Source organism: Hungatella effluvii (assembly GCF_003201875.1).
Lineage (GTDB): Bacteria > Bacillota > Clostridia > Lachnospirales > Lachnospiraceae > Hungatella > Hungatella effluvii.
Map to the genome: position 1 here is coordinate 24,790 of NZ_QJKD01000003.1, position 25,891 is coordinate 50,680.

20 protein-coding genes are annotated in these 25,891 nt (G+C 52.1%); 2 read left to right on the forward strand and 18 right to left on the reverse strand.

Features of this window, described 5'->3' with window-relative positions; translation table 11 throughout:
* Positions 1 to 9: 9 nt before the first annotated feature.
* Positions 10 to 840 (reverse strand): MBL fold metallo-hydrolase, encoded by an 831-nt coding sequence (locus tag DFR60_RS06055; RefSeq protein WP_167437529.1) that lies wholly within the window; start codon positions 838 to 840, stop codon positions 10 to 12.
* Positions 841 to 1,114: 274 nt separating this feature from the next.
* On the opposite strand from DFR60_RS06055, the gene DFR60_RS06060 reads away from it, so the two are divergent.
* Positions 1,115 to 1,858, forward strand: coding sequence for a LytR/AlgR family response regulator transcription factor (locus tag DFR60_RS06060; protein WP_110322103.1), 744 nt, complete (start codon positions 1,115 to 1,117; stop codon positions 1,856 to 1,858).
* Positions 1,852 to 3,201: a sensor histidine kinase gene (locus DFR60_RS06065; protein ID WP_110322104.1), complete on the forward strand. Its 1,350-nt coding sequence runs from the start codon at positions 1,852 to 1,854 to the stop codon at positions 3,199 to 3,201. Before DFR60_RS06060 ends, DFR60_RS06065 begins: the two co-directional genes overlap by 7 nt.
* 59 nt (positions 3,202 to 3,260) lie before the next feature.
* On the opposite strand, the gene DFR60_RS06070 is transcribed toward DFR60_RS06065, so the two are convergent.
* From DFR60_RS06070 to DFR60_RS06150, 17 genes are all read right to left on the reverse strand, one after another.
* Positions 3,261 to 4,784 carry a hypothetical protein gene (locus DFR60_RS06070; protein WP_110322105.1) on the reverse strand — a complete coding sequence of 508 codons (1,524 nt, stop codon included), beginning with the start codon at positions 4,782 to 4,784 and terminating at the stop codon, positions 3,261 to 3,263.
* Positions 4,774 to 6,813: a FecR domain-containing protein gene (locus DFR60_RS06075; RefSeq protein ID WP_110322106.1), complete on the reverse strand. Its 2,040-nt coding sequence runs from the start codon at positions 6,811 to 6,813 to the stop codon at positions 4,774 to 4,776. Before DFR60_RS06075 ends, DFR60_RS06070 begins: the two co-directional genes overlap by 11 nt.
* Positions 6,803 to 8,629, reverse strand: a complete 1,827-nt coding sequence (locus tag DFR60_RS06080; RefSeq protein WP_110322107.1) for a CHASE2 domain-containing protein — start codon at positions 8,627 to 8,629, stop codon at positions 6,803 to 6,805. The genes DFR60_RS06075 and DFR60_RS06080 overlap by 11 nt, the downstream gene beginning before the upstream one ends.
* A gap of 11 nt (positions 8,630 to 8,640) precedes the next feature.
* Positions 8,641 to 9,645 carry an NHL repeat-containing protein gene (locus tag DFR60_RS06085; protein WP_110322108.1) on the reverse strand — a complete coding sequence of 335 codons (1,005 nt, stop codon included), beginning with the start codon at positions 9,643 to 9,645 and terminating at the stop codon, positions 8,641 to 8,643.
* Positions 9,646 to 9,649: 4 nt separating this feature from the next.
* A complete protein-coding gene (locus DFR60_RS06090; protein ID WP_110322109.1) occupies positions 9,650 to 10,531 on the reverse strand; it encodes a CPBP family intramembrane glutamic endopeptidase in 882 nt (293 codons plus the stop codon).
* A 40-nt stretch (positions 10,532 to 10,571) separates the two neighbouring features.
* Complete coding sequence (locus DFR60_RS06095; protein ID WP_110322110.1) at positions 10,572 to 10,844, reverse strand: STAS domain-containing protein; 273 nt, start codon at positions 10,842 to 10,844, stop codon at positions 10,572 to 10,574.
* A 36-nt stretch (positions 10,845 to 10,880) separates the two neighbouring features.
* Positions 10,881 to 12,479 carry a SpoIIE family protein phosphatase gene (locus DFR60_RS06100; protein ID WP_110322111.1) on the reverse strand — a complete coding sequence of 533 codons (1,599 nt, stop codon included), beginning with the start codon at positions 12,477 to 12,479 and terminating at the stop codon, positions 10,881 to 10,883.
* 9 nt (positions 12,480 to 12,488) lie between these two features.
* A complete protein-coding gene (locus DFR60_RS06105) occupies positions 12,489 to 13,301 on the reverse strand; it encodes a hypothetical protein (RefSeq protein ID WP_243004988.1) in 813 nt (270 codons plus the stop codon).
* Positions 13,302 to 13,340: 39 nt separating this feature from the next.
* Entirely contained in the window at positions 13,341 to 14,432 is a 1,092-nt protein-coding gene (locus tag DFR60_RS06110; protein ID WP_110322112.1) for a hypothetical protein, read from the reverse strand.
* Positions 14,433 to 14,459: 27 nt separating this feature from the next.
* On the reverse strand, positions 14,460 to 16,625 hold the full coding sequence (locus tag DFR60_RS06115) for a hypothetical protein (protein WP_110322113.1): 2,166 nt from the start codon (positions 16,623 to 16,625) through the stop codon (positions 14,460 to 14,462).
* Positions 16,626 to 16,753: 128 nt separating this feature from the next.
* Positions 16,754 to 17,071 carry an Mbov_0395 family pilin-like conjugal transfer protein gene (locus tag DFR60_RS06120; RefSeq protein WP_110322114.1) on the reverse strand — a complete coding sequence of 106 codons (318 nt, stop codon included), beginning with the start codon at positions 17,069 to 17,071 and terminating at the stop codon, positions 16,754 to 16,756.
* An 82-nt stretch (positions 17,072 to 17,153) separates the two neighbouring features.
* Entirely contained in the window at positions 17,154 to 18,185 is a 1,032-nt protein-coding gene (locus tag DFR60_RS06125; protein WP_110322115.1) for a hypothetical protein, read from the reverse strand.
* A 5-nt stretch (positions 18,186 to 18,190) separates the two neighbouring features.
* Positions 18,191 to 18,499 (reverse strand): hypothetical protein, encoded by a 309-nt coding sequence (locus tag DFR60_RS06130; protein WP_110322116.1) that lies wholly within the window; start codon positions 18,497 to 18,499, stop codon positions 18,191 to 18,193.
* Between the two features lie 11 nt (positions 18,500 to 18,510).
* Positions 18,511 to 19,239, reverse strand: coding sequence for a type 2 periplasmic-binding domain-containing protein (locus DFR60_RS06135; protein WP_110322117.1), 729 nt, complete (start codon positions 19,237 to 19,239; stop codon positions 18,511 to 18,513).
* Between the two features lie 13 nt (positions 19,240 to 19,252).
* Positions 19,253 to 21,958 carry a VirB4 family type IV secretion system protein gene (locus DFR60_RS06140; RefSeq protein ID WP_207659504.1) on the reverse strand — a complete coding sequence of 902 codons (2,706 nt, stop codon included), beginning with the start codon at positions 21,956 to 21,958 and terminating at the stop codon, positions 19,253 to 19,255.
* Positions 21,955 to 23,883 carry an Mbov_0396 family ICE element transmembrane protein gene (locus tag DFR60_RS06145; protein WP_110322118.1) on the reverse strand — a complete coding sequence of 643 codons (1,929 nt, stop codon included), beginning with the start codon at positions 23,881 to 23,883 and terminating at the stop codon, positions 21,955 to 21,957. The genes DFR60_RS06140 and DFR60_RS06145 overlap by 4 nt, the downstream gene beginning before the upstream one ends.
* A 20-nt stretch (positions 23,884 to 23,903) precedes the next feature.
* Positions 23,904 to 25,889, reverse strand: coding sequence for an Mbov_0396 family ICE element transmembrane protein (locus DFR60_RS06150; RefSeq protein ID WP_110322119.1), 1,986 nt, complete (start codon positions 25,887 to 25,889; stop codon positions 23,904 to 23,906).
* Positions 25,890 to 25,891 lie beyond the last annotated feature (2 nt).

The following is a 25,891-nucleotide window of genomic DNA, read 5'->3' on the forward strand; positions in this document are numbered from 1 at the left end:
TCAATATCTCTATAATCGGATTTCCATCCCTTCCTTGGCACACGAAGCGCGGGGCAGAACCTTCTTTAACTTGTTTTCCAGCGTCCTCAAATCTTCATCGCAGTACTCCCACGCGTAATGGGACAGCCAGACTTCCCTTACATTGCACTGTGCGGCAAGCCCGGCCCACTGCGGCCAGGCAGAATGGCCCCAGCCACGGTGGACTTCATAATCCTCCTGGCTGTACTGCGCGTCGCAGATCAGCAAATCAGCGTCTGCCGCAAAGAACAGCAGTTCGCGCTCCGTTTCCTGATCCAGTTCACAGTCCAGGGCGTATACGATCTTTTTTCCGTTTATAAAAATTACGTATGACACGGTTTGATCCGGATGGTTTGCCTTCACAGCCCTCACGGAAATATCGCCCGGCAGTTCAATACCCGTGCCGGCCATAATTCCCCGGCTTCCCGCGTACGCCGGACAGTCCCGCAGCCGTACCGGCCAGTAAGGCGGCCCAAACACGGCTTCCAACTGTTCCTCCAGTATTCCTCCGGTCCGTCCTCCCCCGTAGATCCATACCCGGTACTCAGGCCGGTAAATCGGTTTAAAGGAAGGAAGGCCGATGATATGATCGAGATGAAGATGACCGAACAGCAGGCAGATTTCTTTCCTTAACTCCGTCCTTCTCCCAATTAGCGCATCGCCAAAGGGAACAATCCCGCTTCCCGCATCCAGAATCAAAATTACGCTCTCTGTCTCTATTACAAAACAGGAGGTGTTGCCCCCATACTCCATTCGGTTGGTGTGAGGAGCCGCACAGGAGCCTCTGCTCCCCCAACAGGTCACATTTACATATTTTTCCATCACTGTCACTCCCAGAGTATATAAAACAGGAATCTCCTGATGAAAATCCTGTAAAAATTTACAGTTGCAGGCTGCATCTTTCTCATTTAAAATAATAGGTATCAAATTCCGCCGCATCCGGTTACGCTTATTGTATCATTTTTTCTTGTTTGGATAAGCGTGACTTCCGAAAACGTCGTTTTTACTTCCTAAAAAGACATGATTGATTCGTAAACCACACCAGTAAAAAAGGTATTCCCAAGCCTTGCCAACACGAAAAAAGGAGAGAACCCACATGATACGTCTTGCCGTCTGTGATGACGATCCCATATTCTTATCCCAGGCGGGAGAATTGGCCCGGTGCTTTCTTGATGCGCAGAAGATCCCCGCATCGGTTAGCTGCTATCCGGACGCCGAAAGCCTTTTGGAGGCTCGTACCCACTGTGATATTTACTTATTGGATATCCTCATGCCCGGGCTGGACGGCATTGCTCTTGTGAAAGAGCTGGAGAGGAAGGATCGGGATTTCTGCGTGATTTACTTAACGACATCGGCGGAATATGCCCTGGAGGCATTTTCCGTGGATGCGCTGCAATACCTTGTCAAGCCGGTAACAGAGCCGGCCCTTTTCGGAGCGCTTCAGAAGGCCCTTGCCCTCCTGAACGGCAGGAAAACGGATCTGCCGCCTCTTCTCGTCTCCACGCCGGATGGGGAAACGGCGATTGCTCTGTCGTCTCTCTGTTACGTGGAGCATCTGGACAAAGTGCTGTACTTTCATCGGACAGACGGAACCGTACTTCGCTCTTCCACCGGATCAATGAAGATTTCTGATCTCACAGGAAAGCTTTCCGGCCGCCAGAATTTCCTGAGTCCTCACCGGGGGTATCTGGTCAATATGGACTATATCCGCACCTTCTCCGCCTCTGGAATCCACATGGAAAACGGGGAAGTGATTCCGGTCGCCCGGGCCGGAGGCAGCGCAGTGCGGCGGCAGTACATGGATTATCTGCTTGGTCAAAAGGGAGGCGGGTTATGTTAAATGCATTTCTTCAATCGGCGCTGACTCTGCCGATCATGTGTTACCTGATGTGTTCTATGCTGGAGCTGCGGTATTCTTTAAAAAAGTCGGCAGCCGTGATGGTTCTTTTCATGGCTTTTATCACGCTCTGCGATGTGCTGTTAGCTTCCGGAAGCTTAAGCTATGCGGAGATTGTAGACTATTACCTGTTCACAACCACGCTGCCGGCGCTGATCTGCTTTTTTATTCTCTCGAAAAACCGGGGATTTTACTTCTTTTTCGCTTATTTAACAGCCTGCATCTTTGCTCAGATTTCCAATATTCTGGCTGCGATGGGAAGCTGGTTTCTTACAGGCGGAAGTGACACTGCAGCGCTGGTTATCCGTATCTTCTGTCTGCTCGGCATGGCCTGCATTGTGCGGAGGACTCTGCGCGGACCGTTTTTATTCGCCTCTCATTATTACACGAAAAAATGGGCCGTCTATATCGTGCTGCCGCTGCTTTTAATGGCCGGACAGGGCCTCTACACGGCCAGACCGGAACCGGCGGACACCAGCGGCATGGTTAAGCTGCCCTATCTGTCCTGGATCTTCCCTTCCGAGTTCGGCTATACCACACTTTTTCTCCTCGCGGTGCTGGCGGGATACCTTTTAATCGGCCGCACTTTTTATGAGGAACACAGATTCTATGTGGAGCGGCAGCAGCAGGAATCCTTCCGGTTTCAGGCGGCGGCTCTCGCCAAACGGTGCGACACCTACCGCAGGGCGCAGGAGAACACCCGAAGGCTCCGCCACGATATCCGCCACCACATCCAGATTCTCTCCGGTTTGCTGGCGGATGACAGAACCGAAGAGGCAAAGGACTATTTGGCACGTCTTTCTGATACGGCGGACGATTTAACAATCCGCCAGTACTGCAAAAATCCGGTGGTAAACTCTGTGCTGTCCGTGTTTGATGAACAGGCGCAGGCAGACGGGATCGTCACTGATTTTCAGGTGGAATTCCCGGAAAAAACGCCGGTCGACCCGCTGGAGCTTGGTGTAGTTCTGTCAAATGCCCTCGAAAACGCAATCCACGCCTGCCGGGAAGTAAGCCAGACAGACCGCGAGGTGAAGCTTGTCTTCCGTTATTTCGGGGACCGGCTGATCTTTCAGGTGACGAATCCCTACGCCGGAGATATTGTCTTTGATAAGAACGGAATCCCCATCACAAGGAAGGCCGGCCATGGAGACGGCTGCCAGAGCATCGCGGCATTTACAAAGAAATACCATTCCACCGTGGACTATCGGGCAGAAAACGGGATGTTTACCCTCTGCATCCTGGTAGATGACCTGTCTCAAGATACCGGACGGCAGCCTTTATAGTCTCCAAATAAACAGGCAGAAAGCCGGCCTTCTCCACTGGAGAGGCCGGTCACATAATGTTATTTTCCCGGTATACCCCTGGATCTGTCTTTCGTCTCCGTTTTGGATGTCTCCCGGTGGCCGCTGATCCCCCGCTCTCCGCTGAGTTTCGGGTGACTCTGTAATGGTTTCGGGGCGGAAGCGCTCTTCCAAGCCGCCTGCTTTCCTCCCTTCTCCAATTCGGACAGGGATATCCCCTTTTTAGCCGCCGCTTCCTTTTCTTCTCTTTTTCCGGCGGCCGGCGTATCTTTTGCGGATTCATTGAATTTCGCCAGCTTTTCGTTGAGACGCCGCTCACTCTCCCGCGTTAACGGTTCCCGGCCAGCCAGATTTTTCTCCATTCTGTCGATCATATCCGCTCTTGTCCGGATTCGGCCCGGTCCCCAGTCCAGCATCCGGTGAAGCCTTCCATGCTCCGTCTGCTTCTCCAGCCTGTCGTATGCGTGAAGATCCGGGTGAACCGGTGTCGTCACGGCCGTCAGCTTACCGGCCGCGTCCCTGTCGATATTTACCACGTCAATATGGGTTTTTCCGCTCATGACAGCCCCCATAATCTCCGCTTTCATCATTCTCTCCTGCTCTGCATCAGGCAGGCCCTTATACTTTTCTCCGAACAGCTCACCGGCACTTTTTCCGTTGATGTGAATCAGATCGAACTGATTGGCCCCGGCCGCCTCCAGCCGTTCCTGATAGTCGCCGTCGTTGTAGATGGCTCCCAGCGAGGAGTTAAACATATCGACTGCGTTCATCTTTATTTCCGGGGACACGTTTCCTGCTGCCAGCTGCTTATCCAGCCCATACAGGTTTGCCTGGTCCGGCGACAGGGAGAAAGTGATTTTCCTGTCCGGCGCACTGTGTTCCAGACCGGTTACGTAATTGTCGTACCGCTGGGCTGCGACACTGGCGGCTTTTGCGTTATCCGTGCTGGAGAGTATGGGATAAGGGACGACGCTGTCCAGCGTCTGATTAAAGCCGTTAAGCATCAGAACCTGTGTCATATACATGGTGGCTCCAACGGTGGCATACCGGTGCTTCATTTCAACCGCTTCCCGCGCCGCCGGACTCTGGTACCGGCCTGCGGCATAGTCCGGATTCTCCCTCAATTTCATGGGAATCGCCTGACCCCGGCGGAAATCCTCCACCAGCTTCATGAAATCCCGCTCGCTTCCGGTCAGCTTCCCCGGTTCCCTGCGCTCCCCATCCCTGCCGCTCATACAGCTCAAATCCAGTTTTCTGGGATCATAGGCATCCGCCTTGTTAAAAAGTTGGTCCAGGCTTTTCTTTTTTCGTTCCGGATCGCCGCTTTCCAGATCCAGAATAAATTCGCGTACGTAAGCCTTTTCTTCCTCCGGCGTTTTTCCCGGTTCTAAGTGTATCATCTCCGTTAAGTCACGCCGGTCGGATTTTCCCTCCGGATGGGGAATGGTCTGCTCAAATTCATCCAGATACCGTTCCAGCCTGATCTCAGACTCCCGGTACTGCCTCAACGCTGTCTTTAACTCGTCAGAAAATTCAAACAGTTGAAAATCATACTTATGATCCATTGCATTCCTCCTGTCTCTGGTTTCGCAAAGCTGATGACGGGGTCGCCCCGGGAATTCTATCCTCCGGCAAAGCCGCTGTTGACGGGGTCGCCATGCCCATTTGACGCTGCTGCTTTTCTTCCGCCTTCTTTTCCGCACCGGTAAACACGTCAATTGCCCATCCGTCCTCAGTCTCCACTCCATTAAGAATTCCCTCCGGCAGATTTTCCATATCATACACATGGGATTCTCCATTGACGTTCAGTTCCAGGCTGCCTGTTCCTGTGACAAACCTGGCAGAACCATCGTCTGTCCTTAAAACATCAGCTGCCAGATACAATTCGCTGCTGCTTAAGTTCACTGCGGCTGCGCCGCCGGCCCCGTACACGATTCCCCCAAGAAGGCGGATCCGGCTTTCTGATTCTCCTGTGATTCCATATCCGTCCGCACCCGCCGATACGGTGCCGCCCGTCATCTCAATCCGGCTCGCCCTCGCAATGATACCGCTTTCATAGGTTCCGCCGGATATCCTTAAGTCAACAGAGTCTAAACAGACCTCCCCGCCCACAGTCATCGTTTCATCCAGCAGGTACAGGGACTGTCCTTCTCCTGTCTGATCCTCTGCGCTGTCTCCGGAACCGGATGGCGACCGGTAAATAGTGAGCTGATCCTCTATCTCAATCCGGCCGCCCTGGCTGGTAAATTCCCCATCTTCCAGGCTCAGCATTCCGCCTACACGGATTGCTCCTGTGTTTTCCAGTTTTCCCCGGATCACCAGATCATGGTTCACCTCCAGCGTATTGGAGCTCCTGTTATAGAGAACGCCCTCACAGTAAAGGCTTCCTCCGGCCTTTAAAGCTCCGTCTACGGTAAGCGTTGTTCCCGGTTCCATGCGGAGCAGCACCGCTTCGCTTATCTCCAGTACGCCTCCGGCCGGAACCGTAATATTACTGTCACCCGGCAGCTCTGTCCCGTCATCTCCCGGACGGTATGGGATATTTATGATTACATCTGAATCCTGAAGCAGCTCGTTCAAACGGCTGGCCGGGACGATCTGATCCAGAATAACCGTATTCCTTACGGAATCTGTCCCTTCCTCCTGGCCGCTGCCCGAATCGCCTCCCCCGGAATCTCCATATACGTAATCCCGGTACGTTTTCTGACGGCTTTCTTCTGCTTCCTTCACTCTCTTAAGCTGCTTGGCAGCCTCAGCCTCATCTTCCGCCAGCCGCTCTGCGGCATGATCTGCCATCCACTGCGTATCCCAGCCAGCCGCCTCAAGCCTGGCGGCCAGCGCTGGATCGTCTGCAGCCTCGGTCAGAATATATCCCGGGATATCCGTGACGCCAAATGTATTCAGAAGTATGACCGGGGGGAGCGCACTCCCGTTTTCACTCCCTGCTGCACTTCCCTCTGCGCCTTCCGCCATAACCACGGCGCACTGGCCCGCAGAAATTTCCATGCGCTCCGTATCCCCTGTTACGCTGTTTCTGCCCAGCACCGATGCGCTTCCCTCCAGCATGTAAACCATGGTGGTGTACTCGTCTATCACCTTCACATACAGTACGGTGCCCCGTATTCCCGTTATCATCGTGGAGGTCCTGATCTGAAGCGTCTCATCCGCCTCCAGCGGCTGCTTTACGTCACAGAAAAGACTTCCCTCGTTTAACAGAAGCTCCAGCTTTTTTCCCTGCTTCCTGACCTGAGCGCTGCTTAAGGCGTCGAGCTTTGCAGCCTTTTCACTGTCCAGGGAGATTCCCGCATAGCTCTTTTCCCCGGTCTTCACGGTATAGCCGCTGTGAAGCTTCATTTCCTCCAGAATACCCAGTTCTTTCCCGCCTGCGGTTACTGTCACCTCGCCTTCAGTTCCCGCGAGCCGTATAGTGGATGCGCTTACACTGTCCTTTTTTGTCCCACCGGCTCCCGAAGCTGCAGTCTCGGCAAACGCCAGACTGGCAGAATTGCGGATGGCGGCAGATGGAATAAGCGGCCCGATTACCATGGCGGCGGCCAGAACAGCCGCTGTCCTTCTCATTTTCTTACCAGTCATGTGTCTTATCCTCCTCCATGATTCTCTCCAGACGGAGCACCTCGAAGCCCTCCGCTTTTCCCTTAAGTTTTATCCCGCCGCCCAGAGAGACGGCGGTAATCCGTCCCTTAAGTGCATTGGCAACGGCTCTCGAGATGTAGATCTCGCCTCCCGGAGCTTTGGATTCCAGCCTGGAAGCCGTATTGACCGTGTCGCCGATGGCCGTGTAGTCCATGCGGGTGCTTGCCCCGATGTTGCCTACGACCGCAGGTCCCGCATGAATCCCGATTCCGAAGGAAACCGTTCTTCCAAACCGTTCCTCCAGCTCCCTGCTCAATTCTTTTGCTCCCTCCGCCATGTCGAGCGCCGCTTTCACCGCATTCATAACGTAGTCCTCCTGCGGCAGAGGCGCCCCCCAGAAGGCCATAGCCGCATCCCCGATAAATTTATCCAGCGTTCCGTTCCATTTCATGATGCAGGAAGCGGTCAGAGTCAGGTAGCGGTTCAGGATCTCCACCACCTGCGGCGGGGTTAATACCTCCGACATGGCGGTAAAACCCCGTATATCCACGAAAAGGACTGCAATCTCGCATAGTCTGCCGCCCAGCTCCATCTTTTCCATTCCCTGCCTGACAATCTCGTCGACAATCTCCGGCGCCACGTACCGCTTAAAGGTGGACATCACCCTGCGTTTTTCTGACGAGGTCCGGACGTAATTGGCTGCCACTGATGCGATAAAAAACAGGGACGCCCCTATGGGAAAATAGGATACATGCAGTACGATTTTACATTCCCAGGCCGCTTTGGCCAGAATCAGAAAACCGCCTGTCACTGACAGCCAGACCGCGGCGGCAGGTATGACCTTTCTTCCCCGGAACCAGACAGCCAGTCCTGACAGGGTGAAAAAGAGAAGCGCCAGCTGGACGCCTTCTCCTGCCTCTCTCTTATAATCCGATTCCAGAAGGCAGTGGATGGCGTTGGCCTGGATTTCCACCCCGTACATGGGTACCGCGTGATCGGACGCCGTCATGTAATTATCTGCCAGTCCGGCGGCATACGGCCCCACCAGGACGATCTTTCCTGAAAAATACTCTGCGGGCACGGTTTCCGACAGCAAGTCGGCCACAGAGATATACTCGCAGTAATCTCCCGGCCTGCCGGAGAATTTTAAATACCAGAATCCCCTGGAATCGACAGGCGGCTCTTCCACCCGGATTCCCTTCCCCTCCCATTCCCGGTATTTCCGGGCGATAGCCAGGGCAAAGGAGGGAATCAGACGGCCGTCGGGCGACTCCACATAAAGAAGGCCATGGCGCACAATCCCATCCCTGTCATACATGGCGTTGATATGGCCCTGTCCGGTGACGCGAAAAAGCGCATCGTAGGACTGGTCAAAGGACTTAACTGAAAAATTGTCAAGGTAAAGCGTTCCATCCCCGCTCTCCGACATCTGAGAACCGAACGTGGCGGCTGCGGCCGTCACCACATTGCCCCAGACCCCGGCGGCTTCGGCCAGCCTTTCATCCCCGGCCTCCCCCGTCTCGCCGGAAAAGAGTACGTCAAGGCCGATGACGGCGGGCTTTTCCTCCGGCTGGTTTAAGTATTCCACCACCCGGGCCATCACGCCGCGCCCCCATGTCTGAAAGGGTCCGATCGTCTGCAGCGCTTCCTCGTCGATTCCCACGATAACGATTCTCTCATCCGTGGCCTCCGGTCTTTGGTAAAAGGAATCCGATAGGGCCATATCTGTCTGATAGAAGACGCCAAAGCCTGCGGCCGCGGTAAATACCGCGGCCGCCAGCACCCATGGCAGGTACGGTTTATACCATTTTTTCATCGCATATCTCCTCACCGGGGCAGAATGTATATTTTCCTCATAAAGCTGTCGCAGATGTACAGGCTCTCATCCTTTACCAGCAGTCCCGCAGGGGATACCATAGATGAATCCTGCCCTCCAAGAGTCGTGACGACTCCCCCGTCTGTACCCGGGTCCAGTTTTCTCACCACTCCATTTCCCGTATCCGACACGTACAGAGTGCCGTCCGGGGCGGCGGCCAGCTGTACCGGGGTCTGAAAGGAGGCCTCGCTGTATGAGCCGTTTAAATAACCGGCGGCTCCGTTTCCTGCCAGGACGGTGACTTCTCCATCCTGGATCTTCACGATCCTGTGATTGCCGGTGTCCGCCGCATAGAGGGCGCCGCCGTAATACACAAGGCCGGTAGGGCCGCTCAGCCCCCTGGCACAGGTCGATACCTGTCCGTTCGGTGTCATGACGCGGATTGCGTCATTTCCCGTGTCGGCAATATAGAGATTTCCTTCCGGGTCCGCGGCCAAACCGGAAGGCATGGAAAATAATGCGTGATTCGCCATCTGATCCAGAAAGCCTTCCTGCCCGGCGCCTGCCAGCGTCTTTGCTCCCTCCGGCGTCAAGTAACGCACCACATGATTTTCACTGTCCGATACGGCGTATCCATCCCGGTACGGAATGATGTCCCACGGGCTCTTCATCTCCATCGAGGACAACCGGCCATCCGCGTATCCGCCCGCCGGTTCCCCATAGAGTCCCTCCAGGCCGGAAGCTCCGGCATAGCGCAGAGTCTTTCCCTCTTTCTCCAGCCAGATTGCCTTATGGTATTGGTCGGCAATCATAAGACCGCCGTCTGCCGCTTCGGCAATCCCAAAGGGGAACGCGGCTGCCGTCTCTTTCCTGGCGTCCGGACCATATTTTGCACCAGCCGCCGGAGCTGACGCCGCTTTCGCTTCTGCCGCCGCACCCCATCCGGCGCTCAAAGCCGCCAGAACGATTCCCGCGGCCGCCGCACAGGCGGCTATGCTTCTGATTCTCTTTTTCACGTTTTCACTCCTTCTTTCTCCCGGCCCGCGGCAGATAGGAAAGCAGCTTTTCCAGGGAAAGCGGATACTTCCGCAGACACAGGGCAGCCGCACAGATTCCCACAGTCCCGTAACAGACAACCAGCACAGGCGAAGCAAATACCACCGCCGAGACCTCCGGACTCCTGTTGGCAAGCCAGATCGGAAGCGAGGTCACATTGTAGCCAAAATGCAGGGCGATCGCATATGCGATATTCTCCTCCTCAATGGATACGTGGCTCATTAATAGCCCCATAAACAGAGCATATAGAATCCAAAGAGGCGTGCCGTGGCAGACTGCGAACAGAATCGTGGACGCCAGGACGGCCGTCTTGGGATTGTCATACCCCTCCAGCATCCGGTTCAGCACGTAGCCGCGGAAAACCAGTTCCTCGACTACAGGAGCCAGAATGATCATGGAAACCACCGTAAACACCGTATCCAGCCTGTCATATACCTGTGAAGAAAGCTCATGGTAAGGTCCTTTCAAAAACTGCGGGAGCGGAACCACGGTCAAAACAGCGGACATAAACAGGGAAAAACCGATCCCTGTTACAGTCAGAAGCGCAAACTTTCTCCAATTAATCTGCTTCCAGTACAGGTTCGTCTCATCCCAGATGGTTATCTCCCTCTTTTTGCAGCCTCGCCGAAGGAGGTAAAAGGTCAGGAGAATCCCCATAGTCCGGCTGAACTGGCCGTTATTCCACCGAAAGGACTCCGGGTCCATCGTTTTCCCCATAAAAAGTGCCACAACACAGGAAAACAGTGCCGGAACCACCAGATAGAGGAGGAGGGGCTGGCAGGCATGGGCCGTCACCGTAATTACCTTCCATATTTTCTCCTGCCGGGTTAAAGTCTCATCTTTCATCGCTTTTCTCCGAATCTTACGTAATATTATCCTGCCTCCGCTACACTATATAAAAAACCCCCGCAAAACCGGTTACTTCGAAAATCTCCAGAATCTGCGGGCGGACTCCGGTAAAGAGAAGCTCTTTTCCCGTCTGGTTCGCCTTCTTCTGCGCGGATGCCAGCGCCCTCAGCCCCACTGAGCTGATATAGGTGGTATCCTCCATGTTGATAGTGATCGTCTCTTCATCCGTCTCCAAAAGCGCTTTCAGCTCAGCGTCTAACTCTCCCGCCTGTGCCATGCTGATCTTGACCGCTGTTTTCAGTTCTGTCATAACAACCTCGATTCCGCCGCCTTACACGGCTTTTAGTCATGAATGGATTTTCTTTCTTACGGTAAGAATATTACAGCCATCTCTGTATTCATATTCTACCTCGTCCGCAAATTTCTTGACCATATAGATCCCCAGACCTCCAATGGGCCTCTCGTCAAAGGGAATAGTCAGATCAGGGTCCCTCTTCTTTACTGGATCAAAGGGGATTCCCCAGTCCTTAAACTGCATTGTGAACTCTCCGGATCCCTGCTCCAGACAGCAGCCAAGAGACAGCTCGCCGCACTCCTTTTCATAGGCGTAGCTGGTGATATTGGTGAATATCTCCTCCAGCGAGATCTCCAGCTCCGTCATGACCTCTGGCGGACACTCCCCTTCCCTTAAGTATCTGTCCAGCTCCTCAATCAGGCCGTCCATATAATCCAGACTCGCCGGCACGGTCCGCAAAAGTATTTTCCTTGCCGGGGCTGTAAGACAGAGCATCGTAATATCATCCGTCTGGCCTGCGTTTCCCACAAACCTTTCCAGATCCCCGTAAACTCCGCCGGAAAATCTCTCTGCGTCCATTTCCAGCAGGCGCCGGTTTAACGTCTCGCAGAGCCTGTCATCCCCGAACATGGCCTCCGTCTCGTCTTCCGCCTCCGTCACCCCGTCGGTATATAAAAAAAGCCACGACCCTCTCTTAAATTCCACCGTCTGTTCCCGATACTTCTGTTCCTCCCATAAACCGAACACCAGATCCGAACAGCAGGCCAGCTGCTTGAATGGACCATTCTCCTGCGCCAGATACGGCCGGTTATGGCCGGCGTTTACAAAGGCCATGACTTCCCGATCCATGTCAATGATTCCCACGAATGCGGTGACAAACATTTCCTCGGGATTGTCCTCGCACAGACGGTTATTGACGCGGTACATCAGTTCAGGAAGAGCCATGTCAAGCATCCCGTAATTCTTGATGTGGGTCTTCGCCATGGCCATGAACATGGCTGCCGGCACTCCTTTTCCCGACACGTCGGCCATTACCACGCAGGCCCGGCGCTCCGAGATCAGGAACACGTCGTAGAAATCTCCCCCGACCTCCTTGGCCGGTTTCATGAACGCTGAAATCCGCACTCCCAGTTTTTTCTCGATTTCCGTAAAATCATGGCGCAGAAGCCCGGTCTGTATCCGCGCCGCGATCTCCAGCTCCGAATGGAGACGGGCCTGCTCCTCCACCAGACCGGTGGTCTTTTTATATGCCAGATTCAATAGCGCGCCGTAGAGCTTTTTATTCTCTCTGGCAGCCTCCTCAAACTGATCCTTCGACAGGTGGGCGCAGACTACCTCTGTCACCGCTTTTACCGTGGCGCCCCTCGGTTCATCCCGGATGAGGGCCATCTCCCCCACGATACTTCCGGACGTCATTGGAACGTTGATCGGTTTTCCGCCGCTGTCCAGGACATCGGCTTTCCCCTCTAAAATGAGATACATCCCGTCATCTCCCGGCTCCCCGCAGCGCATCAGCTCTTCCCCCGGCCGGAAGGAGACCTCCTCCATAGCTGACAGAAGCTGACGGCCGCCTTCCGTCAGCTTCCCATCTTCACCGGAAGAAAATATCGCGCGAACCGCTTCCATCTCAATCAGCTTCTCTGTCTCCATACGATCTCCTTAAGAATGGGGGCGGATAAAGTATTTGCCGTATCCGTCGCCCGCTTCAAACTTCACCTCGCAGTCCCCCACAGCCACATATGCAGTCCGGGAGACGCCATACGTGTTCTGGTCCTGCCAGCTGCTCACAATCGCCTCCGCCAGCTGATCCGGCGAGGAGCTGACGGATGAAAGGAGCGCCGCAAAAACCGCATAGTCGTAGGTGGCTGCCCGTTTTTCGTCTATGCTGTCCGGCTCCAGCCGGACACGGATGTCCAGCCGGTAGCCATTCGTCCCATAGTCCTTATAAAGTCCCAAGTACGTTGTTTTGCTCTTTCCCGCCTCTGTCTGCCGCTCCCGGTATTCCACTCCGTCATTCCCAATGGCCAGAAGGCGTTCCTTCCCGAATGCGGCTTCAAGCTTCCCCTTCAGTGATGCGAGCGCGTCTTTGGAGGCCGTCCACCCGTTACCGGAGACTCCCGCCGGGACAAACCTGGCAGGAACGGAAAATGTCACTCCCAGAATTTCTTTTTTCACCTCATACCAGGCGCCATTTTCGTCCACACGGTATCCATCCGGGGTCACTTCCCCCATGGCGCAGTGGCCGTCCTCGTATAAGTAATAGTATTTTCCCGAAACCTCAATCCAGCCTGTCTTGAAAGCCCCGTCAGCACCGCAGTAATACCACCGGCTGTCTGCCCCCAGGACCCAGGAGCCTTCCGTCTGCATCTGGTCTGGTCCCGCTCCACAGGCCGCTGCCGGTGAAAGGAGGCTGAGGGCCAGACACAGGACCGGTATCTTAAGCATACTGCCAAATCCTTTTGCAAACATCATTTACACCCTCTCTCTTTCTGAGCTTTCCCGAAGATTCTCCTACCGGCTCATGCCCGGCGCTTTCTTTTCTTCTTTTTTCTTCGGTTCCTGCTTCTTCTTTGACTCGGCTTTTTTCTTTGCTGCCTCCCCTTTCTTCTTTGCGGCCGCCTCCTGCTTCTTTGATACCCCTTTTTTCCCCATCTCCGGATTCTCTTTATCAAAGTTTTTTTTCACGGCCTTAAACTCCCTGCCCGACAGCTTTGTCAGAGGAATCTCTTTTCTTCCCACTACATTATTTAACGGCGCCTTACCTTCAATATAACCTTTGACTTCTTTATTTAAATCATTCAAATCCTTAACCAGGTTCATGGCTTTTTTGCTGTCTCCCGGTATCTGCTTCGCATTGCTGTTTAATTCGTACCGCGCGCACGCTTTTGTAAGCTCCTGATGCACCGACGCGACCTCCGGTGACTGCATATCTGCATTGCTGCCAGTGATATATACCATCTTGCCAAGAGAGGACACAACATTTTTATAATCCGCTGACGGGTTCTGCGGCGCGGCTTTGCTCATTTTCTCATACTGATCTCTGTACCTGCGTGCAGTGTCCCCTTTCACCGCGTTCCAGTCCGGTTTGGGAGTAAAATTCTTGCTTTTTTCTACGATCTCCTTAAACTCAGGATCGTCCTCCAGCTGTATTTCTTTCGAATTCTCTAAATTAACCTCATGCGCATGGGCAAAATTTACGCCTTTCTTTTCAGAGCCGGGCTTATCGAAAAAACGAATCGGCGCAATTTTCCCCCACATGACAGGGTCTCTTCCGTATATCTCCTGCGCCTTATTCGACGCTTCACTGTTTCGCTCCAGATTGACGCCGTGAAGATCCTGTATCATATTGAACCGTTCTTTTCCTCTGTCCGTCTTCCGCTCGCCCTCATGACTCTTTAAATACGTTTCACACGACTTGTTCAGCATTTCCTGAGCTGCCAGCATCTGCGGGGAAATTGCGCTAAAATCCTGATCCTGCAGCGCTACAACCTGCCTTAATGCCTCATATACATCTTTATACTCCTTTGACGACCGGTGAAATACACTTTTCATTCCCGTCATGTCAGCTAATGCACTGGAATATCTTTCCTCATATTTGTTCATGCCTTATTTCTCCTTTTCCTTATTTTCTCATTCCTCGTTTGGCGTTTCTATCGGTACCTTATGGATTGGCGAACTTTTCTTAATCTCATTTACGTCAAATGTATAGACTCTGGCCATGGCGATATCCATGGATTCATAGACCGTATCTGTCCGGTCAAAGCCGATGGCCGCCACCTTATTCTCTGAAACAGGCCATGCCTGGTAGATGGGCCAGTCGGATATCTGCCAGACGGTTCCCGGCGTTCCTGCGCCGCCGCTGTTTATGAAGTCCACTGGCTGATACAGCTGCATTCCATTGTGAAACGAGGTAAACAAAAATGATTCCGCCCCCGGTGTGCCCATCACAACAACATTCTCGCCGGTATAAATGCTGGGATTATCCTGTAACTCATATTCAGAAAAATCAAACTGCGCCGCATCCTGGCTGCCAACCTTCTTCATCTCCTCAAGCAGCGTCTCATCCTTTTTTCCTGTCCGGTATCTGGAAGCCAGATCAGCCGCGTTAAGCACCGCAGTCTGGTAATCGTATCGGGAACGATTGCCGGCCGATTTTAAATAGATCCGGTTATAGGCGAGATCGGACGCCATTACACAGGCTCCCGAATATACGGTATTTAAAAGACAGATATCATAGTCAGAACCGTCCTCAGATGCCGGAAAGGTAAGGGTGTCCTCTTCTTTGGGCCTCTCGGGGTCGATCCCCAGAATGCACTTGTTTTCGACACTGTATCCAAACAGGAAGGAACCATCCCATTTAACCGGACTTTTTATTATATCGGTTCCAATTGAAGGGGCCTTCACTGCATATACGTTAATAAAAGCGCCTTCCTCAAGTGTAAACTTTTGCTTCCAGTTGGCCTCCACGGAATCTGATGCTGTTTTCATGACTTCCGTTGTATACTCGTTCCCTTCGGAATCGGTCTCCGTAATGGTTTCCGAATATATATAGATGCGTTCCACCGTCTTTGCCGCCATAAGCTGGCTTTTTACCTCTCCAATCAGATCATATTGGGCCGTGGGGGAATCTTTCACAAAAATAACATTTTCCAGAGTTTCTCCCACACGGAGCGACTCTAAGCGTTTCACGCTGTCCGCATCCGGGTGTGTAGTTGGCACTCCTGTCTCACTATCAGTAAAGACCTCTTTGTCCGTGTCAACCCACTGCTTTAAATAGCCTTCATTTGTAATCATTTCCCCGCGCAGCGTTCCCAGATAGAAATCTCCCCACCGGTCAGGATACAGGGAAAGCACTTCCTCCCAGTCCTCCTGTGGGTCTCTTAAGCCCCCCCTCGCAGCCAGCTGTCTATAATATCTCTGCTGATTATCCCAGTTTAAATTATCCCGGCAAATCATCTGCGTCCCAGTGTCGACGGTAAGATATAGATAACTGAATAAGTAGGAATCCATGGTAATATCCTGTTCCGCGTCCTCAGCCTGCATATAGTCTTCTTTGATTAACGTAACAGGGATATAAAAACCATAGTCCCCATCCGTTATCACATCGGTTACCTCTGCATCATAGTACTCCCCTCCCACATCGAACACCTTATGGATGGTATCCAGCATATTTTTACCGCCGGCATCGTCGGTGAAGGAGAACAGCTTCTTCCCCTGGTTGTCGAGCAGAATCAGATTACCGTCCTCGTAGACACAAATCCTGTACTCTCTTCCCCTCTTAAACAGCTGGGCATGGAACGCCTTATTCCCGGTATCATCCGCGTCCGCCTTTATCTTCCGCTCCAGCAGCAGTTTAGCCTCGTGATTCTTGTAATTGTATCTGGCTACCGCATGAATCTGTGTATCGCTGTCCTCAGGCTGTGTTACGTAGGAATAGTAAAAGGTCCCGTTTATCAGCCCCAGTACATGAAACTGCTTCAGCGAATCCCGGTCCGCCGGATGCCCCTCAGGGAACCAGAAAGCACGCGGTCCGCTTACACCATCAAATCTGGCATCACGCGCTCCCTCTATTTTCTCGTTTAAGCTGTCCTTCGACAGCTGCGATTCCAGAACCACGGTTTCCTCCGGGATATCGTCTATCGTCAGGATATCCTCCGAGACCTCTCCCTCATTATAGACCGGAACATCAGTAAGCCCTTCCAAATCCTTCCCGCTGTTGCATCCTGTGAAAAAAACAGTAAGCGAACAGAGAATGAGAATACGGAACAGCTTTCCGGCACTTATTATCCTTTTCACAAGACGAAACCTCCTTCCGGCAAGTGAGCAGTCCCGAATACTCACTTGAATCCATCTGCGCAGCTGATGATCCGCTGCCTGAACACAGAAAGATTCCGGGACTGCTCTTAATTTTAGATACGATGCAATCAGCTGAGCGTAATATTGCTTTCCATCCAGGTTGTCATAACTCCCATTCCAAGCTTTAATGCAACAATCAGAACAAAGATGAGCACGAAACCGATGAGGGCGTTCTTTAAACTGTTTTTCGCCTTTTCCCTCTCCTGAGGCTCCTCTGCTTTCGCCAGTTTAGCCCCGAGAATAATGCAGTATATGCTGCCCAGCGCTCCCACAACAGCCAGCGCGGGATTGACCGCCATTGACAGCAGACTGACGATAGGGTCTACTACCTGCATAAATGGATTGCCCGCACCTCCCGATGCCATTAAAAACCAGTTAGTATACATGTTGTATTCTCCTTTCTCTTTCTCTTTCCCTTTCTTTTTTTGACTTTTTTCTTGGCGATCGTTTCGCCGTTTGCTGCTTTTATCATAAAAACCTCATATGGCGCCTCTGATAGATCAGAAAGCCAAGCACGCCGGCTACGCCTATGATGGTCAGTATAATTGTTTTTCTCTCAGGCCCTTTAACCCGGCCCTTCATCCTTAAAATGTAATATCTCGAATTCCCCGCTGCGTCCGAGACATAAAACTCATAGCGGCCCTCGGTACTGATTACATTAGAAACCAGAACTCCCTCGCTGCCGTTATAAAACGCCTGGATCGAAGCCCCCGGTTCGCTTACGGAAATCATGATCGGTTCCTTTACTACGTCCGTCTCCTGCTCCGGTGTAATAAAAAGGAATGGTGCTGTCGTATCCCTGGTAAACGACGCCTCACACGGAATCGTCCCTGTCTCCTGATCCAGCATCCTAACCGTGTAGGATCCGTCTCTGTGAATAAATTCCCACTCCGGATTTTCCGGAGCCCGATCCTCTCCGTCAAAGGTAATCCCGGTTATGTAAAATCCTTCCGGCGGAACGTACAGCGTCAGGCTGGAAACCACATCCGGAAGAATCTGAAACTCAAACGGAACACGGTAAGAATTCATGTCAGTCCCCTGGTATTCTTCAGGAAATACCATCATGCTGAATACGTAATTCCCAGGACTCGTGTAGACGCCGTCTTCTGACACCTTCTCCATCATTCCATTCCTGGTCACTGTGACATAAGCGCTTTTCATGGGGAGAAATGTTACTGGCCCGTCGGTCATTGCGCCATCAGGCACGCTGGCCCTGAAGTTCATTTGATTCGGCAGGGTGTAGGTAAACCGTCTGTCGCCTTCCTGATACGTTCTCTCCAGCCGCGGATTTTCGATGGTCTTCGCATTTTTCAGCCGCTCCAGCAGGTCACCGACCGATTCGTCAGACGGCAGACTTTCCAGCCCCCATTTTTCTTCCAAGAAAAACTCTTCATCTTCGGAAGGCAATGACTCCGCCTCCGCCGCATAAGCGTTTTTACAGGGCAGGAATAGGAGTATGAGCAGAACTGTGTATAAATACCGCTTTCCCACGCCAGTCATACGCTTCACCGCTCCTTCACCGGAGATTTCTTCTGAAGCGGAGAGACTGCCTTTTGAGTGCTCTTTGACAGCTCCCGCTCTCTCCTCCTGTCCGGATTTTCCTTCCTTATCCTTCCCGCCTCCATGGCCTCTTCCTTCTCCAGCTGCTGCAGTGTCACCGGTCTGCGGCGGCTGGCCTCAGCTTCCCTTGAGGTTCTGGCCTTTTCCCTTGTGTCCCTCTGTTTTCCGGCAGCGAAATCGGCCTTTTCTTTCCTGAGCTTCCCCAATTCCACTTCCCATATGGCCCTGTTCTTCGGGCTGTCAAAATATGCCATACCTACCTACCTCAATTCATCAGTTCGTCAGTCAGAAACCGGTTAATCACATTTAAAAGCTTATGGCCCTCGCGGTCCGCAAGGAACACATATCCCTCTCTTGGAGCTCCTCCTAAGTCTTTTGCAAGGAATTTTCCTTCCTTTAACATCTCTCTGGCTTCCTGCTCGTAGCAGACGTATCCTCCCGCCTTGCCTTCCAGCATGAGGCGCGCTGCCTCTTTGGCGGAATCCACTTCTTCCAGGCCGCCCATCGCGCCGGAATAGACATATGTCTTTACAATACCGGAAAGCTCCGGCGACACAGCGATTTTCTTCTCCTCCTGTGATTGTGGTTCTCCATACGGTGCATCAACTGCTTTTGCCTTCACTTCCACTAAATATACGCCCTTTAATCCGTATGAAATCGAACAGTTTTCCACTCCCTGCTCCTCTGCCGCGACGAAGCCGGCCGCAACATCCGCTTTCCGTTCCTGCACCGCTGTCTGAAGCTCTGAGGAGGGCATTTCCAACAGTACCAGTTCTACACCCAGCTCTTCTGCCAAAAAACGGATGGTTTTATCTTCTAAAAGAGCGGCCTCCCGTCTCTCCCCGGTCTCATCCGTTTCCGGAACCGCCACGGTTAAGACATTCTTTTCTTTAATCCTGGCTTCCGCATCTTTTATATCCGCCCGGCAGCCGGGCACCGTGCAGACCACGGCAGCACAGCCCGCCGCGCATATCCATCTGAATGCTGTTCTCATACCGCGGCCTCCGTCACATTTTAAACAGCTGCTCGATATCCTTTGGAACCCTGATATCGATGCTGCTCCTGTTCGTCGGCGAGGTTACCACAAACGCACGGCCCCGGCCATTGCTGATGATCTCCTCCTGCTCCATCTCGTTGATGGCGCCTGCCTTCTCATAAAGCTTGCATAAATCATGCATGTCGTTGGGCGCCAGCGGAAAGATGAAAGAATACTGGCAGGCATTGATGATTGCCGTGGATTTTCTCGCCAGTTCCTCCGTTCCCACAAAATCCTTGATATTCTGTGTAATGATAATCTGCATCCCGTTGTACTTACGGATTCTCTTTGCCAGCTGGAACATGAAATCCAGCGCAATCGGGTACTTGGCGTCGATAAATACATGGGCCTCGTCTATGACAACGATTATTTTCCTGGAAGCGCCATAGCGCATGTTGTATTCACGGTTCTTGATAATCTCATTATCCAGCCATTTCAGCACCAGCAGCATCTGGGCGTTGGCGATCGTATTGTTCTTATTCGCCAGCAGGGACTGGAAGTTGAAGACGATAAAATTCTCCTGGGTGCTGATAGACGCCTCCCCGTTCCACAGGTTCGAGTTCCTGCCTCCTGAAGCGAATTTCGAAATATAATTGAGCAGTACCGTCAGGTTCGTTTTGCTGTAGTTTCCGGTGGACATCTGAAAATCATTTAAAATCTTTTCATACAGATCGTCAAAGGTGGGATAGTCCGACGGCTTCAGCTTACTCAAATCCGTGTCCCCATCGATTCCCTTCCCCTCGTACATCCGGATCGTAATGTTGTTTAAATACTCCAGAGCGTCCGGTTCGATTCCGGGAAGTATCTGCCTGTAGAACTCCTCCAGAAACTGTAAATGGAGGTTAAAGCTGACCTTCATATCCACATCATTGTCCATACCGTCCGGACTTTCATCGTCGTCATCCGTCAGGCCGGTGATGATATGGAACGGATTTAACCGTCCCTGGGTGGCGCTGCCCACATCGATAATCTTTCCGTTCAGCGACTTTGCCAGGGCCGTGTACTCATTTTCCGGGTCCAGAATAAAGATCTTGCTGTTCTCCGCCGCCAGGTTGGTAAGGATCATCTTGGTGGCGTAGGACTTACCGGAACCGGATTTACCGATTACCACCATGTTGCTGTTGACCCTCTCCCTGTTTCTCAGGAAGAAGTCCACGAATACAGGACTTCCCGCATGGACGCCGAGGCAGATGCCGTTGGGGTCCATCATGATCTTGTAGACGTAGGGGAAGGCCGCCGCAATGGATCCTGTGTGGATTCCCCGCCCCTCCGAGCGGAAGGCGTCAAAGGCGGAGATATGGGAGGAGGCGTATGCCTCAAACTGCTGAAGATAGAGGTCCGTGGACCTAAAGCCCTGTTCGGACAGTTCTCTCCTGATCTTCCGCTTCAGCCCTATTCCCTCATCCTTTTTCTTAACCTCCGGATGCCTTAACCGTTCCATCATCTCATAGTCATAGGCCGTAATATAGATATTGACATCCATCAGGGCCTCGTTATCGCCCTGTAAGAGCAGAAGGACCTCGGCCAGCGTGTCAATATGGCTGTTTAACTCCATCAGTTTACTGGTCTTTCCGGTGGTATTGCCCTGCTCCCGCAGTTCATCAATCGCCCGGTCGATCTGCCTGACCCCCTTATACCGGTCTACCGGCTTCATCTTTAATACCACCCTGGTGTCAGGGCGGTTGAACATGGCCGCCCCCCAGGCGTTGCCTACCGCGACAGGATAATCGGTGACCCGGATATTATGGGTAATCATGCCGTCATAGGACACGGTCCTCGAGTTCACCGTAATCTTATCCGGCAGTATCCAGTCCATGTATTCCTCCGGTTTTAACCCCCACGCCTCCCTCTCATCAAAGAATATCGTATAATTATACTTTAGGAAGACTGCCAGTTCCTGCTCTTTTAAGATTTTGCAGTCCATATCGTAGACTGCCATAGACCGCAGCATATCTCCCGCCTGCGTCTCCAGATGATTCTTGTCTTTTCCGAAAAACACCAGATAGTGAAACGGCAGAAACACCATTTCCTTTTCATTGTAGACTCTCAGCTGGTTAATCCGGTCGTGAAGGATTCCCATGCGGACCGTCAGTTCCTCATCTGTGAGCAGTCCGTGTATGTATGCCTCCTTGAGCTCATCCATCTTTTTCTCTTCGCTCTTAATAAATGAATCATAGAGGATGGGCCGGTCCAGCTTCACCATGGCCGCCGTCTCCGACTCAGACACAGTTCTTAAAATCGAGCCGTAGACCTGATCGATCAGCTGATCCTGGCGGCTCTCTGTGAAAAATCGGAACTCAATAGCCGGAATCTCGACCACTATGCCATAGTAAGCCCCGCCGTATTCGATGAATTTGCCGGATATCCCCGTAAACGGGGTGATACTCTCCACCGGCAGCACGCCCTTTTTGGATGGTTTCTTCTCAAATGTCTTGTAGCTGATTAAGTACTTCACCGCGTGGTAAGCGCTCTTATATCCCTTTTCGTCCTCTACGGGAACGATGGCCGCTGCCGATAAGATAAACAGGATCAGCGCCCCTCCCCAGCGAAAGGGGAGGTTGGAAAGAAGAACGGACAACGTCAGGGTAATGCCCACTCCCGCGATGATAATATCCGCCAGTTCAATGCCTTTAAAGAATTCCATAGACACCCTGGTCTTCTTGGGTATAATTCTCATTTCTTATCCCCCCTGTTGTTTTCCGATCCCTTTATGCGCCGATCCGCAAGCTTTTCTTTTAAATCAGCGGCAGGGTCAGATACCCTGGACTTAGCCTTATATCTTAAACCGCCTCCAGACACACTTCCGGTTTCGGCGCCGGTTCCATCGCCCGCCTCACTCGCTGAAGCGCTGCCAGAAGTATCTCCAGTAGCCCTGTCGGCGTCATAGCCGCTTCCATATCCCTGTGATATCGGCGGAATGTCTGTCTTATTGCCAGTTCCTCCGGTGCCGGTTTCCCCGGTACCATCCGTTTTTTCCGCCTCCTTTTTCCGCAGTTCGTCCGCCCTCTTTAATTTCCTTTTAAAGCGCCACATAATCAGTTTTGAGTAGACCCCTCTTTGAGATGAAGACGAAGTATTCTTATCTCCAGGCTTTTTCGTCTCCCCGCTATAGCCGGATTGAAGGGGTTTTTGTGATACCTGGCCAGAGCCGGATTTCGACATCCAGTTCTGAACCCCATTCTTCGTCTCACCCTTCAGCTTGCTGAGCGGTTCATCGACGAATTTCGACTCCATTTTCCCTCTGATTCTCGCAGATACGTTCTGTACCGGCCTTATGCTTACCGCAGCTAAAGCGCCGGCTCCGGCCGCCATGCTCTGCTCCTCGCTCCTGCCCGCAGATACATTAATCAGGCTCGTTAAAAGGCTCGATGATTTATAAACCGTCCATGCGCCGCCTATGGCAAACACATAATACAGGATGTCTCCCGCTGTCACACTGCTGTTCGGGAGTTCAATTCCCCCCCGCATAAACACGGGCATCAGCATCAGATAAACCTTTAGCGCCACCAGCGAACCGTATCCGGTAAACAGCTTCCCCAAAAACATGCTGAACCACTGTTTAAACTTCTCCCCGTCATCAAGCGGCATGATTGCCACAAAGTATGGCGATACCATATAGAGGATCAGAAGCTCTAAAAGGCGTTTGATCAGGCTGATCATGCAGATCAGCAGAATCACCATCACGAAAATCCCAGTATATAATCCAAGATAGTCGAACTTGCCGGGGTTGAAATACTTCCATACCATCAACGAGTTCCTGTAGTTGTAAAGCTTATCATTTGCCAGGAACTTATCTCTTGGATCCCCCATCAAATCAAAATCCGGATTGATTTCATCGTATACCTCCAGCTTAATCCCGTGCCCCGTCCCCTGTATCACCCTCTTGGAACGGTTTTTCGTACCGTCCCACGCCGCGTTTGACGTACACATGACAAACAGCGAGCTGCCCAGGGTACTGTTCTCCATTGCCTCACTCTGGCTGTTACCCACATTGATGGTGGTATCCAGAGTCTTAAGCATCACGTTTGCCAGATTAATCACCATAAATATCATAAACGGGATCAGAAACGTGCCTACCACCGCTTTAAAGAGTTGGCTCATCACGTGGCTGACTGGTTTCTTATTTTCAAAATCCAGATCAAGGGCCGACCGGGCCACTCCATAGATACTCAGGAGCAGCGCTATCCCGATTCCGGATAACGCGATCAGCCAGAACGCGTTCTGCACAGTCGGAAAGCTGAATAAAGTCTCCAGCAGCGTTTTGTCCGTAACTGCCATCCCGGCTGTCCCGTTTGGATAGTAGATGACATTATCCAGCCCGATAAATACATCAAACGCCCGCTCCACTGTATCGAGAATGGAAAAACACGGTTTCACGAGTATCTCGTAGGATGCGGTTCCAAATAGGAAACCACAGGCAAGTATATACTTATCAAAAGCAATCTCCAGGATGGGAATGAGGAACGATCCCAGCAGGTCATTGAAGATAAAGGCAAGGCTCACATTCAGGATGCTGATTACAAAATTAAACACAGGCATAAATATCCTGTCTAAAACCTGATTAAAAATCTGATCGAACAGCCCCAGATAGACCATTTCCATATCGGGTGTCCCCCTTTCCTTTAAGAATCGTCACTGCCTTTTGAAACAGCGTTTTTAGCCTCTCCTGCCGCTGATTTCGCGGCGCTCCCCGCTGTTTTTATCGCGGAACCCGCCGCTTTCGCCGCGGCAGCCGCGCCCTTTGCCGCCATGCCGGCTCCCTCGGCCCCGGCTGCGGCCACGCCTCCGACGCCTCCCGTGACAGCGCCTACCGCCACAGTCCCGCCTATTTTGACGCCTTTCTTTGCCACATCCGCTCCCGTGGACACTATTTTCTTCGCCGCTGCAAAAGCCAGTAAGGTGGTCTGTCTGGTGTTTTCTGACGTCTCCGGATGGAGAATATCCATAACCATTACCTGACTCTTATAGACAGCCCATGTCCCGCCGATCAGGAAGATCAGCCGCAGCACGGAATTCACAAAGGCGGCTGCATCCGTAGGCGAGTTCCTGTCTTTCAGCCCAGATGACCTCAGCAGCGTTTCATACAGGTTATTGTCCCCGACTCCCATTTCCTCGGCATACTTCGTTGCCTCTTTTATCGCTTCATCCAGGGCATTGGCCTCCTCTATAAGCTCCCCGGTATTTCCGGTGCCTGCGCCCCCTGCTATCTGATCCACAATATGGTCCGTCATTGCACCGGATCCCTGCTCGATGCCTTCTATGACCGTGGAACCAATGTTCGGCATATCTCCAATGATTTTGGTTCCCAAATCCAGATTATCGCTGAATATAAGAGGAAGCAGCAGCAAATATAATTTAAGGGCAAACAGCACCGAAAACCCGGATAAAAATTTTGCTATGAAGCTCTCCCTCCATTTTTTAAACATTTCCCCATCATCCAACGGAATCGCTGCCGCAAAGAACGGAGCCGTCAAATACAGCACAACCAGCTCCAGCATTCTTCTGATAAACTGAATTGTCAGGCCCATAAAGACAAGAGCGATGAAGCCGGCCGACAAAAATCCCACAAGATAGTCAATCTTGAAAACGCTGAAGTCCACGCCGGAATGCATCATATTCTTATAGTCCTTTTCCCCGCTCAAATAGGACTGCCGCAAAGGATCCGACATGCTGGGTTTCAGATACGGGTACGTTGAGTCAATAATATTCAGACTTTCCTGTCTGATGGCATCGACGGTATCCTCAATCTTCTTTTTCGTATTCAGGATATCCTCCGAAGCCGTCGTCGTATCAATCTTATTAAGAGCCATGGTCAGGTTTCCAAGCCGGAAATCATCCTCCAGAAACCCCTGTTCAGCCGTTCCATTAGAGATCGCGGTCAATTCATCGATTGCATCCGTGATTTCATCGCTGATTGCTCCCAGTGATGCGATATTATCATCGATCAGAGCGGTCTTATAGCCTTCTAAGGTTCCCATGGTATCGGACAGCAGATCAGACCAGATCACCTTCTTTCCCGCCCGGATGCTGGCCGTCAAAAATATATACTCACCCGTCGATGGCACTCTGTCGACTCCTAAATGGGCCGTCATGGCGGTCTGGGCCTGACTGACCACAATGTTGCTCATGGAAAGCATAAACAGGCACATGAGTGGTACCATGATAAACGCCATGCAGGCCTTCGCGGTACTCTTAAGCACATAGGTAATCGGATTTCTGTTCCCTAAAGTCATGGATGACATGGATTTTGCCACAGCCACAATGGTCAGGACAAAGCAGATACATACGGCCGCCACCGTGATGTACAGAAAAGCATTGTTCACGGTCTTCATCTGAAATATGGCCTCCATCAGCGTCCTGCCGTCCGTCTTGCTGACCGGAACCGTTCCGATAAAGAGATTCAGGATATTTTCCAGGCTGTCTATAATTCCACAGAGCATAATCAAAATTGTATAAGCCCCGTAGGCAAAGTACATTTTAACCGGAGTGAACAGCACTGTGAAAAGCAGACTCATGACCTCGCTCATGGCAGGTACAAAGACCTCGTTGAAAAGCGCCCGGAACATGAGCTCCATTGTCCCGAGAAAGGTATCAATTACTTTCCCCATTC